The organism is Archangium lipolyticum (assembly GCF_024623785.1).
GTDB lineage: Bacteria > Myxococcota > Myxococcia > Myxococcales > Myxococcaceae > Archangium > Archangium lipolyticum.
This window is the reverse complement of the sequence record NZ_JANKBZ010000003.1, coordinates 438732-452912: the sequence shown is the minus strand read 5'-3', so window position 1 is coordinate 452912 and position 14181 is coordinate 438732. Positions and strand designations below refer to the sequence as shown.

The following is a 14181-nucleotide window of genomic DNA, read 5'->3' as shown; positions in this document are numbered from 1 at the left end:
CACCGGAAGCTCCACCCGCGGGCCGGGGGGTGATGACAACTGTCACCACCTTCGAACGGCAGTCACCAGGTGGAAGAGGGGAGGGCTCGGGTCTTCATCGTGGGGCTCCCGAGGGAAACCGGGTGTTCCTCCTCCTCGGAAGAGGCTGGCACGAGACCTGCTCTGGTTCGTGTCCGACTCCTCTTCTCCAAATCCTTCTCTCCGAGACGCCCATGACCGCCCCCATTTCCGGATCCCTTCGCCCCCAGATCCTCCCCCAGTCCCAGACGCTGCCTTCGGAGGGCGTCGTCAAGAAGTCCGACCTCGGGGCGAAGGAGCTGGCGCCGGCCCAGAAGATGTTCACCCCGCAGGACACCTCGGCGTTCGAGCAGGTGTCCGCGCGCCGCGCCATGCCCGCCCTGATCGGAGGCGCTGGCGACAACCTCCAGAAGAGCCTGGGGAAGCAGGCCCTCATCGGCAACAACCTCGAGATCGCCGGTAACGCGCTGGCCACCGCCCAGGCGGGTCTCGAGCTCGCGGCGGGACTCGCCTCGCGTCCGCAGTTCGCCGGACTGAGGAACGAGGCCACCAGCGCTCTCTCGGGCGCCACGGCCCGGATGCCCCTGGACATCGCCAACAGGGTCGCTGGCGCCATCAACGGCGGCACGGATCTGCGCCAGCTCGATGCCCTCCAGGGTATCGCTCATACCCAGGGTCCCCTGGCCGCGGGCAACCTCGAAGCAGGCCCGTACAGCGCCGAGCAGTTGGGGGAGTACGGCGCCTACGATGATTACGGCGCCTACGATGATTACGGCGCCTACGGTGACACCACCGCCCTCCCGGGTCAGGTCCTCGGCGGCGTGAGCGACCTGGCCGGTGGCCTGAGCGACCTGGGCGGCCTGGGTGACATGTTCAGGAAGCCGGCCTCCAAGCCTTCCGCTCCGGAGCTCAAGCCCTCCGCCCCGGAGTCCAGGCCCACGGCGAAGCCCTCCGCTCCGGACACCAGGCCCTCTGCCTCGGCCCCGGACATCAAGCCCTCCTCCGTGACCGGCAAGGCCGATGACTTCGCCAAGGGCCTGGCCAAGGCGGGAGGGAAGGCCGCTGGCAGGTTCGTCCCGGGCCTCAACGTCGCCATGGCGGGCCTCGACGTCGCCAACGCCGTCACCACCATCAAGGACCCCAAGGCGAGCCTCGGCGACAAGATCACCTCGGGCATCGTCGCCGGAGGCTCGGTGATCGCCGCGACCAACATCCCCGTCATCTCCCAGATCGGTGGGGCCATCTCGACGGGCGCCTCCATCGCGGGTGAGGTGGTCAAGAACTTCGGGGACGACATCAAGAAGGGCGCCAAGAAGGTCGGAGAGGGCATCAAGGACACCGCCGAGAAGGTCGGCAAGGGCATCAAGGACACCGCCGAAAAGGTCGGAGAGGGCATCAAGGACACCGCCGAGAAGGTCGGCAAGGGCATCAAGGACTTCTTCAAGGGCTGGTAGTTCCGCCTCCGTGTTCCCAAGGGTGACGCCATGAGCTCCATCGTGATTCCGCAGTTGGCCGCGTCGTACGAGCAGGACGATCTCTCGCTGTCGATGTCCCTGCCCCAGGTGGAGGCGCCCTCGCTCGAGGGGCTCTCCATCACGCTCTCCCCCCCGGCGGCGTTCACCCCGGAGCAGGTCCAGGAGCGCTTCCTGGAGCTGGCGCGCCCCCTGGCCACCGAGCGCTACCGCTATCCCAGCGAGAAGCTGGCGTGGGGGGACGAGATCCTGTTCGACATCGTGGGCTACAGCCGCGGCGAGCTCATCCCCTTCAGCCTGCGCACCGACGTGTGGATGACCCTGGCGCCCGAGCCCCTGCTGCCCGGGCTCTACGAAGCGCTCGTGGGCCGTTCGCCCCGGGAGAATCTCGCCGTGGATATCACCCTGCCCGGCGACTACCCGGTCGAGTCCCTGCGGGGGGCTCCCGCGCGCTTCTCCCTGCAACTCAAGGGGGCACGTGAGGTGACCTATCCCGAGCTGAGCAGCCCCGCCTTCCTGCGGGCCTTCGGCTACGGCGACACACTCGCGCAGGCCACGCGTGCCGTCCTGCGGCAGATGGAGGCGGAGGCCACGCAGTTGCTGCTGTGCCAGGTCCAGCGGCAGGTGCTGGCCACGGTGGCCGCGCGCACCCGGGTGAAGGTCCCCGCCGAGCTCATCGACGAGGAGATCCGCCGCCGTTGGAGCACCAGCGAGGGCCGCGCGATGAGCAGGCTTGGCTTCGATGAGGCGCTCCGGGAGGCGTCGCTCCGCGCGTGGCTGCGGGACGAGTCGACGCGGGCCGAGGTGGAGCTGCGGCTGCGCATCGCCCTGGCCCTGGGCGCCATCTGCAAGCGGGACGGGGTGACCCCGAGCCGGGAGAAGGTGGAGAAGCTCATCCGGGACGAGGCGAACGCCGCCGGACTGCCGGTGGAACAGGTGGTCGCCGCCCTGGGCGCCGAGCCCCAGAACCTGGCCCGGATCGATCAGGTGGCCTGGCACCTCACGGCCGTGGAGCACGTCATGAGCCGGGCCAGCGTCCGCATGGCGGCCTGACTTCGACTCGAGGGCCGCTCCGCTCCATGAAGTAGACGCGGCCCACCTCGTGGTCCCCGGAATGGGGTATGAGTACCCTGAATCGGCAGCGGGTCATGGAAGTTGGCACTTCATCAATGATCCGGAAGTGACAGGGAGTGGATCATGAGCCAGGCCAGACCCGTGGATGAGGGGATGGGTGTACCCACCGACCCCGACCGCGCTCAGGACGCCTCCGGCATCGGGGATGCGCCCACGCTGCGGGCGTCCTCTTCCTCGTGTCTGGAGCCACCTCCGCCAGGTCACCTGCTGCCCGTGGTGGACCCCGCGCACTACGCCATCGAGGGGGAGCTCGCGCACGGCGGCATCGGCCGCATCCTCCGCGCCAGGGATCTGCGGCTCGGCCGGCCCGTGGCCCTCAAGCAGATGCTCTCGCCCTCGCCGGAGGCCGAGTCCCGCTTCATGACCGAGGCGTTCGTCACCGCCCGTCTGCAACACCCCGCCATCGTGCCGGTGCACGAGGCGGGACGCTGGCCGGACGGCGAGCTCTTCTACTCGATGAAGCTCGTCTCCGGACGCTCGCTGGCGGACGTCGTCTCCGAGTGCAAGACGTTGGAGGCGCGGCTGGCCCTGTTGCCCCACGTGCTCGCGGTGGCCGAGGCCATCGCCTACGCGCACTCCGAGCGCATCATCCACCGGGACCTCAAGCCGGCCAACATCCTGGTGGGAGGGTTCGGCGAGACGGTGGTCATCGACTGGGGTCTGGCCAAGGATCTCTCGCGCGCGGAGCACACGGCGTCCACGGATGCCCCCGTCCCCGTGGGGGCCGCCATGGACGGCGCCATGACCCGGGTCGGCACGGTGATGGGGACACCCGCGTACATGCCTCCGGAGCAGGCCGCGGGCCAGCCCGTGGACGAGCGCGCCGACGTCTACGCCCTGGGGGCCATCCTCTACCACCTGCTCGCGGGCTCCCGTCCCTACGATGGGACGACCTCGGATCAGGTGCTGGCGCGGGTGATGAAGGGCCCACCGCCACCCCTGGCCAGCATCCAGGACTGCATCCCGGGGGATCTGCTGGCCATCGTGACCAAGGCGATGGCGCGCAACCCCGCCGATCGCTACGCCACCGCGCGCGAGATGGCGGAGGATCTGCGGCGCTTCCAGACGGGACAGATCGTCGGAGCCTACCAGTACTCGCGGATGGAGCTGCTGCGCCGCTTCGTGCGGCGCTACCGGGCCACGGTGATGGTCACGGCGGTGGCCCTGGTGCTGCTCGCCGCCCTGGGCGCGGAGAGCTTCCGCCAGGTCAGGGCCGAGCGGGATGACGCCCAGGAGGCCCGGCGGCAGGCGCAGGCCCAGTCCGACGAGCTCCTGTTGACCCAGGCGCGGGACATGGTGGATGAGGCGCCCAACGATTCTCTCGACTCGCTGCGGCAGCTCTCGCCCGGCTTCGAGAAGTGGTCGGTGGCGCGGACGATCGCGGCCAATGCCCAGGCCCAGGGTTTCGCCCGGGTGCTGCGCGGCCACACCCAGCACGTCAACGACATCGCCTTCACGGCCGATGGCAGGTATCTCGTCTCCGCCAGCGACGATCGCACGCTGCGTGTCTGGGACCTCGAGCTGGGCAGGGAACACCGGGTCCTGCACGGTCACTCCGACGAGGTGTGGAGGATCCGGATGCTCCCGGAGGGCCAGGGCTTCATCTCCAGCGACAAGGATGGAGTCCTGCTCCAGTGGAACCCCAACGCCAGGGACGGCAAGGTCGCGGTCAAGGTCTTCCCATCCCTCCCGGGTCCCGTCTCGGCGCTCACGGTAGGTTGTCAGGGCCGGTGCCTGCTCGCCGCCTCCCAGAGTGATGACGTGCTGCACCGCTGGGACCTGGCCACGGGTGAGACCCGCACGTTCCACACGGGTGTCCAGGGCATCGAGGAGCTGTTGGTCTCGCCGTCCGGCTCCTGGGTGTTCGTGCGAGGCCATCGCAACGCCCTCTCGGCCCTGGGAGACGTGGAGACGGGTTCCTTCCAGGTGTTGAAGCAGGCCCGCCCCATCGTGGGGGGGTTCTCCGCGGATGGCCGCCTCTTCACGGTGGACATGCGGGGAGAGCTCCACGCCTGGAAGCCGGGAACCACCGAGGGACAGCTGCTCGCACGCAACCTCGGCATCGGGACGGCGCTCGCCTTCATCCCGGGTACCTCCTGGGTGGCGATCGGTACCCAGGAGGGGGTGATCCGGCTGCTCGACTCCGCCACCGGCCAGACGCGGGAGCTCCACCACCACGAGGGGCTCGTCAACAGCCTGGACGTCACCTCGGATGGCCGCTACCTGGCCTCGGCCAGCGCCGACCGGACCGCGGTCCTCTGGGAACTGGCGACCGGAGAGCCCCGCGTGCTGCGCGGGCCCCGGCAACAAGCCCACCTCGTCCTGTTCTCCCCGGATGACCGGCGGCTGGCCGTTGCCAGCTACACCGGGCAGGTGCGCGTGTTCTCCATGGAGGCGAAGCTCCACCGTGTGCTCACGGCGGGTTCCGACCCCCAGGTCTCGCTACTGCTCTCCTCCGAAGGCCAGCGGATGGCTTCGCTGTCCGAGCAGGGAGTCCTGCGGCTCCTCGAGGCCTCCTCGGGGAAACCCCTGCTGGAGGCGCCCGGCTTCGCCCCGGGCGCGATGAGCTTCTCCCAGGATGGCCAGTGGCTGGCCGCCGGTGGACTCGATGGACGGCTCCACCTGTTCGCCTCCGCCACCGGGAAGGAGTGGCCACTCCCGCCAAGACATGAGGCCCGCGTCACGGCGGTTGCCTTCTCGCGGGATGGACAGCGGCTCGCCACGGCGGATGAGAACGGAGAGGTGCGGCTGTGGGAGCCCGCCTCGGGGAAGGAACACCGTCTCGGAGCACACGGAGGGAAGGTGTGGCAGCTCGCGTTCTCACCCGACGGCGAGCACCTTGCCTCCGCGGGCGAGGACAAGGAAGTGGGGCTGTGGGACGTGACCACGGGCGGGTTCCGGAGTCTGCTCGGTCATCAGGACGCCGTGCGCGCCGTGGCCTTCTCCCCGAAGGGCGATCTGCTCGTCACGGGCGGAATGGATCAGCTCGTGATCTTCTGGGAGGTGCGAAGTGGCCAACGCCGCCGCCAGGAGTCGAGTGGGGGAGGCGTGCTGGAGCTGAGCTACTCGCCGCTGGGGGATGTGGTGGCCAGCCGCAACCAGAAGGATGGCCGCGTCATGCTCTGGGACGGACGAACGGGAGAGCCGCGCCCCTTGCCGCGAGGGCACCAGGGCGATGTCCTGGACCTCGCCTTCTCGCCGGATGGAACGCGCCTGGCCTCGGCGAGCCTGGACAAGACCGTGCGGCTGTGGGACCTGGCCACCGGGGAGAGCCGTGCACTGCGAGGCCACATGGGGCAGGTGGAGGCGGTGGCCTTCTTCCCGGACGGCAAGACGCTCGCGTCCACGGGGCAGGACGGTAGCATCCGGCTCTGGCCGGACGAGCTGCCCTGGACGCCGGAGGAGCTGCGCGCCTGGCTGATGTCCTTCACGAGCGACGAGCCGCCAGCGGGTTCCTGGCATTGACCTACGGAGTTGCTCAAGAGGGGAGGGGGGTGCCCCTCGCGGGGCGGGCGAGCGTGGTCGCCGTGAGTGCGAGCAGGAAGACGGGCGCGGTGAAGGTCCCGGGCAGGCGCGCGAACTTCTCCCAGAGGCCCACCACCATGGCGGCCCAGAAGACGTCCTGGAGGATCGTCACCCCCAGCGCCACGGTGCGCAGCACGGGGAGCACGTGCCCATGGTGGATCCTCAGCAGGTGGAAGATCCCCGTGAAGAGCAGCGTCGTGCCTCCATTGAACCACCAGAAGGCCGGCTCCTGAATCACGGGGAAGAACACGGGCGTGGAGGCCCACTGCATGACGCCCAGGACCAGGAGGCCCCAGGCGAGCACTCGATCGACGCGGTGGAGCATGTCACGCCCCAGCTTATGGCCTCCCGATGCCGGTGTACCAGAAGCCGAGCGCGCGCAGCTCCTGGGGACTCCAGATGTTGCGGCCGTCGAGCAGCGCGGGGGTCTTCATGAGGCGTTTGACGCGTTCGAAGTCCGGCTGCCGGTACTCCCGCCACTCGGTGACGAGCGCGAGGGCGTCGGCACCCTCGGCCGCCTGGTACATGTCCTCGCAATACGTGATGCGGTCCCCGAGCAGCGCCCGCACGTTGTCCATGGCCTCCGGATCGTGCGCGCGCACCCTGGCCCCGGCCTCGAGCAGCTCGTGGATCAGCACCAGCGCGGGCGCCTCGCGGATGTCGTCGGTCTGCGGCTTGAAGGCGAGCCCCCACACCGCCACCGTCCGGCCCTCGAGCGCTCCATCCAGGTGACGGCGGAGCTTCTCGAACAGCAGCCGCTTCTGCCGCTTGTTCACGGACTCGACCGCGCGCACCACCTCGAGCTCGTGTCCCACGCTCCGCCCGATGTGCTGCAGCGCCGAGATGTCCTTGGGGAAGCATGAGCCGCCGAAGCCCACTCCCGGGTACAGGAACTTCGGGCCCACGCGCGGATCCGCCCCCACCGCCTTGCGCACCCGCTCGATGTCCGCGCCCAGCTTCTCGCTGAGCACCGCCAGGTCGTTCATGAACGAGATGCGCGTGGCGAGCATCGCGTTGGCCGCGTACTTCGTCAGCTCGGCCGAGCGCGCGTCCATCGTGTGGATGTCCTCGCTCGTGCGCACGAGCGGGGTGTACAGGCTCCGCAGCACCTCGAGCGCTCGCGCGTTGTTCGAGCCGATCACCACGCGATCGGGCTTCATGAAGTCCTCGATCGCCGCTCCCTCCTTCAAGAACTCCGGATTCGACGCGACGCCGAAGGGCTGCTCCGCATAGCGGCGGATGATCTCCTCGATGCGATCGGCGGTGCCCACCGGCACGGTGCTCTTGGTGACCACCACCTTGAAGCCGTTCAGGTTCTTGCCGATCGTCTCGGCCACCGCGAACACCGCGGACAGATCGGCGGAACCGTCCGCCGCGGGCGGCGTGCCCACGGCGATGATGACGACCTCGGCGGCGCGGATCGCCGCGGCGATGTCGGTCGAGAACGTCAGGCGTCCGGCCTTCGCGTTGGCGGCCAGGAGGGTGTCGAGCCCGGGCTCGTAGATGGGGACCTCACCGCGCTTCAGGCGCTCGATCTTGGACGCATCCACGTCCACGCAGGTGACGTCGTTCCCGATGTCGGCGAATCCCACGCCGGCCACGAGGCCGACATAACCCGTTCCAATGACAGCAAGATGCATGTGGCTTCCTATGGTGCTGAAGAATGAGGCGAGGTTTTTCTATTCGCTCACGATGGGAGGCTCCGGACGGTTCGCCTTGCGCAGGGGGATCTCCCGGGTGAACAGGGCGAGCAGCAGCGCGCACAGCCCCAGCGGCAGCGCCCAGTCATAGACGCGCGTCACCGCCTTGACGAACGAGCGGCTCACCGCCTCCTGACCAGCGCGGACGAGCACGCGCGCCTTCGTTTCCTCCACCGCGAGCGCACGCACCTCCTCCATGAGGCGTTCGCCGCCCGTGCCGTGGTCCTCACCCGGGCCCTCCCGCACCATCCCGCCCTTCTGGAGACGGACCGGATCGAACCAGTGATCGAACCGCTCGCGCATGGCCACGGGCACTTCCGTGCGCACGGGCTCGAGCTCGTTCGTGAGCGCATGTGCCAGCGCGCTGGTGAGGATGATGCCGAAGACCGCGCTGCCCATGGCCTGCCCGAGCTGCTGGAAGAACTGCCGCCCCGCCGTGGCGCTGCCCACCTGGTCGGGTGGCACGGCGTTCTGGATGGACAGGGTGAGCATCGGCAGCACGGGACCCATGCCGCAGCCGAAGACGAACGTCCGCATGCCGATGTCCCAGAGCGTGCTCTCCACCGAGAGCGTGCTCAGCAGGAACAACCCCAGGCACAGCATCACGAGGCCGCCCACGATGACCACCTTGTAGCGTCCGGTGCGGGCCACCCAGCGCGCCGTCACCAGCGACGTCAGCACCACGGCGGCGGTGAGCGGCATCATCGCCACTCCCGCATTCCGGGCCGTGGCGCCGAGCCCGTTGACGGCGAGGACCGGCAGGAAGAGCAGGGCGGCGAAGAACGCCGCGCCGGTGCACACCGATGTCAGGCAGATCTGTACGAACACCCGGCTCCGGAACAGCGCGAACGGGATGATCGCATGCGGGGTGCGCCGCTCGACGAGGATGAACAGCACCAGCCCCACCAGCGACAGGGCCAGCATCCCGAGCACCTCGGGCGACAGCCACGCCTCGAGCGGCCGATCCCCCCTCAGCGTGAGCAGGAAGGGCACCGTCGCGACGATCAGCAGGAAGGCCCCGAGCCAGTCCACCTTGCTGGAGACGCCGCTGTGCAGGCGCGGCATCTTGCCCACGATGAACGCGACCGCGATGGCGCCGAGCGGCAGGTTGATGAAGAACACCCAGCGCCAGCCCACCGTGTCGGTGAGCGTGCCGCCCAGGATGGGGCCGATGATGCTGGAGGCGGCGAACACCGTGCCGAAGATGCCCTGGTAGCGCGCCCGCTCGGCGGGGACGAACAGGTCCGCCGGGACGGCGAAGGCGGTGGAGGTGATCGCCGCCGCCCCCATCCCCTGGATGCCCCGGAAGATGACCAGCGCGAGCATGGAGCCCGCCAGGCCGCACAGCACCGAGCCCAGCAGGAAGATGCCGATCCCCGCGAGGATGACCGCCTTGCGGCCGAAGCTGTCCGACAGCTTGCCGTAGATGGGCACCAGGGTGGTGCTGGCGAGCAGGTAGGACGTCGAGGTCCACGCGAAGAGCTCCATGCCCTGGAGCTCGGCGACGATGCGCGGCAGGGCCGTGGCGACGATCGTCTGATCGAGCGCGGCCAGGAACAGGCCCATCATCACGCCCGCGAGGACGAGCGCCTTCGTGCGCGGCGAGAGCGTACTCGCGTAATCGATGCGCTCGCCGGGCGTCGTCACGGGGGTGGTAGCGGTCAGATTCATGGATGATACCCTGGGCGGTCGCTAGGCCGCGGAGGCCCGGGCCGTGGCGCCCGCTTTTCCCTCGATGGCGAGCCGTTCGAGTGCCTGGGCGGCGACCTGCTCTTCCTTCAGCTGTTTGATCTCGGCGGCGGAGCGCCGTGCGCGGGCGCGGATGCTCTCGTCCGCCAGGAGCGTCTGCAACTCGGCGCGGATCCTCTCGGGCGTCGCCTGGTCCAGGGGCAGGTGGCGCCCGAGTCCCGCGCGCTCGACCATCGCCGCGTTCAGATGCTGGTCGCCGAAGAGGGGGATGACCAGCATGGGCAGCCCGTAGGTCAGGGCACGCCCCACCGCGCCCCAGCCACCGTGGGTGATCAGCGCCCGCGCCTGGGGGAACACCGTGTCGTGCGGGACGTACCGCTCGATGCGGACATGGGCACCGAGTCCGACCGGAATGTCCTGGGCGCCCGCGGCCGTGGCGAGGACGGGGACGTTCATCGGCGCGACGGCCTCCAGCACCCTCCGGAACAAGCCGTCATCCTTGGGCGTCGTCGTCGTGCTGATGACCACGGTCCCGGGATCGATGCGCGGCACCTCCTGGTGCGCCTTGGTGGGCACGTTGAAGGTCGTCGGCCCGGCGAAGACCTGGTTGTCGCGCAGCGGGACGTCTCCGGCCAGACCCCGGTGGGCCATGATGATGTGGAGCCTGGGCGAGACCATCGCCCGGATGAGGTCCGCCGTGCGGCCGGTATAGGGCGGCAGGCCGAGCCGGACCCGCGGCTCGCGCAGGGGCAGGAACTGGTTGAGGAACCCGTGCGCCACCGCGGGCACCTTGCTGAAATGCCGCATCGGCGGCTGCACGCTGAACATCAGCGGCAGCTCATCGCGCGTGAGGATGGTGCCCAGGTTCCCCGCGCTCGCCCAGGGAATGCCGGCGCGCTCCGCCGCCCAGGCCGCCCCCACCTCGAAGAAGTCGTAGAGCACGCAGTCCACCTGCTCGCGCCGCAGCACGGGCTCGAGCTCTCGCGCCAGCTGGACGTTGTTCGCCTGGGCGATGAAGCGGAATTGCGCGAGGAAGAAGGGAAACTTCGGCATCCATCGCGGCAGCTCGGCGTTCTTCGCCAGCACCGTGAGGTCCTGCAGATCCATCTGGTGCTCGTAGGGGAGGTGCTCCGCGCCGGAGGCCTTCACCTCGGCCGCGGCGGCGGCCTTCGCCTTGACCAGCACCCGGTGGCCCCGGGAGGTGAGCTGCTGCGCCAGGTCGAGGATGCGCAGGAAGTGTCCTGGCGCGGTCGAGCTCGTCAGCAGGAACGTCGCGGGCTTGCGTGAAGCGTTGGTGGTCGAGGTCATGTTCGCTCTGATCGTGGGGCGGGGGAGGGCTCTCGGACCCCGCGCGATGAACCGCAACTGAAAGTTGCGATGCTGTATAGCCACGTAATTCCCGCATCGCAACGAAGAGTTGCGGTCGCGAATGTTGAGATTGCGCGAGACGGAATGTGTGTGATGCAGTGGGCGCCGAGCGAGCGGCCCATGGGAGCGAAGCGGAAGACCTCGAGGAAGAAGCGTGCGCTGGTGCGCGGCGAGCCGGTGGTGAGAGGTGTGCTCGAGGCCACGCTCGAGGAGCTCGCCGTCGTTGGCTACGGCGCGCTCCGGATCGACGACGTGGCCGCGCGCGCCGGGGTCAACAAGACCACCATCTACCGGCGGTGGCCGACGAAGCAGGAGCTCGTGGAGGCGGCCCTCCACTGCGTCGTCGTCGCGCGGGTGGTGCCGCCGGACACGGGTTCGCTCCGGGGCGATCTGCTCGAGACCGGGCGCCACATGGCCTCGCTCATGCGCTCAGCGGAAGGCCAGGCGCTCAGGCGCATCCTCATCGCCGAGGAGCGCAACCCGGAGTTCACGGCCATCGCGAGTCTGCTCCGTGGAGCCATGGACGCCCTGCCGCTCCCCGTCATCGAGGCGGCCAGGACACGAGGCGAGCTGGCCCCGGGCCTCGAGTCCGTGCTGCCCTTCCGTGTCCTGGCGGCCTCCATTCAGCATCGGCTCTTCATGGAAGGCCGGGACATCGACGAGGGCTATCTCGCGCAGCTGGTCGATCTGATCCTCCTGGGCGCGCTGGCACCGGACAAGCGGAAGTAGGGCAGGGCGGGCCCTGTCCCATCCGCATGGGCTGTTGGCGTGCCCGTCATGTCAGACCCGGATTGCAGATTCCCCGCGGTGCAGACGCACTGAAAAGAGGGGATGAACATGGAAGGCAAGGGAATCCGTTCGGGCATCCGCTGGATGCCGTTGATGCTGACGCTCGTGGGAATCGGCCAGGCCGCCGCCGAGCCCCTGCAGGAGGGCAACGTGCTGATCAGCACGGAGAACTCCATCTACGAGTACACCCGGGAGGGCACGTGGGTGCGCACGCTCCCCGTTCCCCATCCCACGGGAACGCGGCCGACGACGGAGTACGTCCGGGACCTGGTGGTGGATGGCAATGGCAACCTCCAGGTCTACAACGGCACGTTCGATCCGTACCTGAGCCGGTACGACGTGGCCGTGGGAGGCTGGGATCACTCGACGTACGCGGGTTGGAGCACGGTCAGCAACGTGAGCTACGGCGGCATCGCCCGCCACGGCGACTCCATCTTCGTCACGGACATGACGACCTACGGGACCGGGGACACACCGAAGGGCCTGGTGCGCTTCGATCTCCTCACGGGTGCGGCCCAGCGCTTCGCCGACACCCTCGACTTCATCGACGTCACCGTCGGCCTGGACGGGCTGGTGTACGGTCTGGCCCATGACGAGTACCACATCTACGTCTACGATCCGGTCACCCTGGCGCAGGTGCGCACGATCTCGCTGCCCTTCAACCAGGGCATCCGCGGCATCGCCGTCAGCAAGACGGGGGAGATCTACGGCGCCTCGTGGAATGACTCCATCTACTGGTTCAGCTCCACCGGAGGAACGCCGCTCGGGATCGTCTCCAGCGGGGTCTCCGATCTGACCGACATCGATCTCTCGGAGGACGGGACGCTGGTCGTGGGCTCGCGCTTCGGAACGGTCATCCTCACGGACCTGTCGCTGAGCGGTATGCGTTCCTTCAACGTGGGCAACTCGGGGGCGTTCGTCACGTTCGTTCCGCCCACTGGTCCCTCCCTGGGCACCGACAGCCTGCTGGTCTCCTCGGGGAACTCCCTCACCGAGTACACCCTGGCCGGGAGCCCGGTCCGGAGCGTTCCCATCTCCTCGAATGACCGGGCGAGGGATCTCATCGTCAGCTCCAGGAACCGTGTCGAGATCTACAACGGCACGTTCGATCCGTACCTGAGCCGGTACGACGTGGCCTCGGAGGGCTGGGCCCACTGGACGTACGCGGGCTGGAGCACGGCCAACAACGTGAGCTACGGCGGCATCGCCAGCTACCGCGATTCCGTCTTCGTCACGGACATGACGACCTACGGGACCGGGGACACACCGAAGGGCCTGGTGCGTTTCGATCTCCTCACGGGCGCGGCGCAGCGCTTCGCGGACACCCTCGACTTCATCGACGTCACCCAGGGACTGGATGGGCTGCTGTACGGTCTGGCGTATGACGAGTACCGCATCTACGTCTACGATCCGGTCACCCTGGCGCAGGTGCGCACGGTCTCGCTGCCCTTCAACCTGGGCATCCGCGGCATCGCCGTCAGCAAGACGGGGGAGATCTACGGCGCCTCGTGGAATGGCCCCATCTACCGGTTCAGTTCCACCGGTGCGCAGCTCGGGAGCGTCCCCAGCGGGGTGGGCAGCCTGGTCGACATCGACATCTCGCCCTCCAGTACCCAGGTGGCGGTGGGCTCGTGGTCCGGGAAGGTCGTCCTCACGGACCTGACGCTGGGCAACCTCCGGTCCTTCCCGGCGGGAAGCTCGGAGGCGTTCGTCTCCTTCACCGTCCCGGTGTTCCCCTCGCACTGAGGTCAGGACTCGGCCTCGCGGCCCTCGCGCTCCGTCATTCCCTCCACTCCTGGAGTATGAGGGGGCGCCTTTGTGCCGCGAGGCCCGTTGGATATGATCTGGCGCTCCGCGCCCCCATGCCGTCTCCCGCCCGCGTCCCCCGGACCTCGGAAGCCGAGGTCCCTCCGTCTCCCGCCGTCGCTTCCCTCCGTGGCCCTTCGCGCGTGGTGGTCTGGCTGCGCCGCGCACGCCCGCTCCATCGCTGGGTGGGCGTCCCGCTCACGCTGCTCGTGCTGATCAGCAGCCTCACCGGCATCCTGCTGGGCTGGAAGAAGCAGTTCGCGGTGCTCCAGCCGCCCCTGCGTACCGGTGCCTCGCTCGAGGCCCGCGACTGGCAGCCGCTCCACCTCATCTCCTCGGCCGCGGAAGCGGGGCTGCGCGATCACCTGGGCGCGCCTCCCGGTCCCATCGACCGGCTCGACGTGCGTCCCTCCAAGGGCGTGGCCAAGGTCCTCTTCCGCGAGGGCTTCTGGGAGGTGCAGGTCGACCTGACCACCGCCCGGGTGCTCTCCGTGGACCGTCGGGCCTCTGACTTCATCGAGGCCCTCCATGACGGCTCCATCCTCCAGGGCGAGGGCTCCCGGGTCACCTGGAGCACCGTGCTGGGGCTCGGCCTGTTGGTGCTCTCCCTCTCGGGGCTCTGGCTCTGGTGGGGGCCCCGGCTGACCCGGCGCTCCGCTTCTTCCTCTCGCGGCTCATGA

The 14181-nt window shown here is 69.0% G+C and carries 10 protein-coding genes; 6 read left to right on the top strand and 4 right to left on the bottom strand.

Going from position 1 to position 14181, the window contains the following annotated elements; all coding sequences use genetic code 11:
- Positions 1-212: 212 nt before the first annotated feature.
- From NR810_RS08940 to NR810_RS08930, 3 genes are all read left to right on the top strand, one after another.
- Positions 213-1472, top strand: coding sequence for a hypothetical protein (locus tag NR810_RS08940; protein ID WP_257450169.1), 1260 nt, complete (start codon positions 213-215; stop codon positions 1470-1472).
- Positions 1473-1502: 30 nt separating this feature from the next.
- On the top strand, positions 1503-2543 hold the full coding sequence (locus NR810_RS08935) for a trigger factor (RefSeq protein WP_257450166.1): 1041 nt from the start codon (positions 1503-1505) through the stop codon (positions 2541-2543).
- A 144-nt stretch (positions 2544-2687) separates the two neighbouring features.
- Entirely contained in the window at positions 2688-6089 is a 3402-nt protein-coding gene (locus tag NR810_RS08930; RefSeq protein ID WP_257450164.1) for a serine/threonine-protein kinase, read from the top strand.
- Positions 6090-6102: 13 nt separating this feature from the next.
- Here NR810_RS08930 and NR810_RS08925 read toward each other — a convergent pair whose 3' ends face one another.
- From NR810_RS08925 to NR810_RS08910, 4 genes are read right to left on the bottom strand one after another with little or no spacing between them, the layout of a single operon-like run.
- Positions 6103-6474: a hypothetical protein gene (locus tag NR810_RS08925; RefSeq protein WP_257450161.1), complete on the bottom strand. Its 372-nt coding sequence runs from the start codon at positions 6472-6474 to the stop codon at positions 6103-6105.
- 13 nt (positions 6475-6487) lie between these two features.
- Entirely contained in the window at positions 6488-7789 is a 1302-nt protein-coding gene (locus tag NR810_RS08920) for a UDP-glucose dehydrogenase family protein (protein ID WP_257450160.1), read from the bottom strand.
- Positions 7790-7828: 39 nt separating this feature from the next.
- Positions 7829-9520, bottom strand: coding sequence for an MDR family MFS transporter (locus tag NR810_RS08915; RefSeq protein WP_257450158.1), 1692 nt, complete (start codon positions 9518-9520; stop codon positions 7829-7831).
- A gap of 21 nt (positions 9521-9541) precedes the next feature.
- Positions 9542-10846, bottom strand: coding sequence for a glycosyltransferase (locus NR810_RS08910; protein ID WP_257450156.1), 1305 nt, complete (start codon positions 10844-10846; stop codon positions 9542-9544).
- 180 nt (positions 10847-11026) lie between these two features.
- Here NR810_RS08910 and NR810_RS08905 point away from each other — a divergent pair, with 180 nt between their 5' ends.
- The 3 genes from NR810_RS08905 to NR810_RS08895 all read left to right on the top strand — a co-directional run bounded on the left by NR810_RS08905 (position 11027) and on the right by NR810_RS08895 (position 14181).
- Positions 11027-11635 carry a TetR/AcrR family transcriptional regulator gene (locus NR810_RS08905; protein WP_257450154.1) on the top strand — a complete coding sequence of 203 codons (609 nt, stop codon included), beginning with the start codon at positions 11027-11029 and terminating at the stop codon, positions 11633-11635.
- A gap of 108 nt (positions 11636-11743) precedes the next feature.
- Entirely contained in the window at positions 11744-13441 is a 1698-nt protein-coding gene (locus NR810_RS08900) for a hypothetical protein (RefSeq protein WP_257450152.1), read from the top strand.
- A gap of 116 nt (positions 13442-13557) precedes the next feature.
- The gene (locus NR810_RS08895; RefSeq protein WP_257450150.1) at positions 13558-14181 is read left to right on the top strand and encodes a PepSY-associated TM helix domain-containing protein; all 624 of its coding nucleotides are present in this window, start codon (positions 13558-13560) and stop codon (positions 14179-14181) included.

Excerpts from the sequence above, each read along its gene's own strand:
- NR810_RS08915 (WP_257450158.1), bottom strand. The coding sequence starts at position 9,520 with ATGAATCTGACCGCTACCACCCCCGTGACGACGCCCGGCGAGCGCATC.
- NR810_RS08925 (WP_257450161.1), bottom strand. The coding sequence starts at position 6,474 with ATGCTCCACCGCGTCGATCGAGTGCTCGCCTGGGGCCTCCTGGTCCTG.
- NR810_RS08920 (WP_257450160.1), bottom strand. The coding sequence starts at position 7,789 with ATGCATCTTGCTGTCATTGGAACGGGTTATGTCGGCCTCGTGGCCGGC.
- NR810_RS08900 (WP_257450152.1), top strand. The coding sequence starts at position 11,744 with ATGGAAGGCAAGGGAATCCGTTCGGGCATCCGCTGGATGCCGTTGATG.
- NR810_RS08935 (WP_257450166.1), top strand. The coding sequence starts at position 1,503 with ATGAGCTCCATCGTGATTCCGCAGTTGGCCGCGTCGTACGAGCAGGAC.
- NR810_RS08895 (WP_257450150.1), top strand. The coding sequence starts at position 13,558 with ATGCCGTCTCCCGCCCGCGTCCCCCGGACCTCGGAAGCCGAGGTCCCT.
- NR810_RS08910 (WP_257450156.1), bottom strand. The coding sequence starts at position 10,846 with ATGACCTCGACCACCAACGCTTCACGCAAGCCCGCGACGTTCCTGCTG.
- NR810_RS08930 (WP_257450164.1), top strand. The coding sequence starts at position 2,688 with ATGAGCCAGGCCAGACCCGTGGATGAGGGGATGGGTGTACCCACCGAC.
- NR810_RS08940 (WP_257450169.1), top strand. The coding sequence starts at position 213 with ATGACCGCCCCCATTTCCGGATCCCTTCGCCCCCAGATCCTCCCCCAG.
- NR810_RS08905 (WP_257450154.1), top strand. The coding sequence starts at position 11,027 with ATGGGAGCGAAGCGGAAGACCTCGAGGAAGAAGCGTGCGCTGGTGCGC.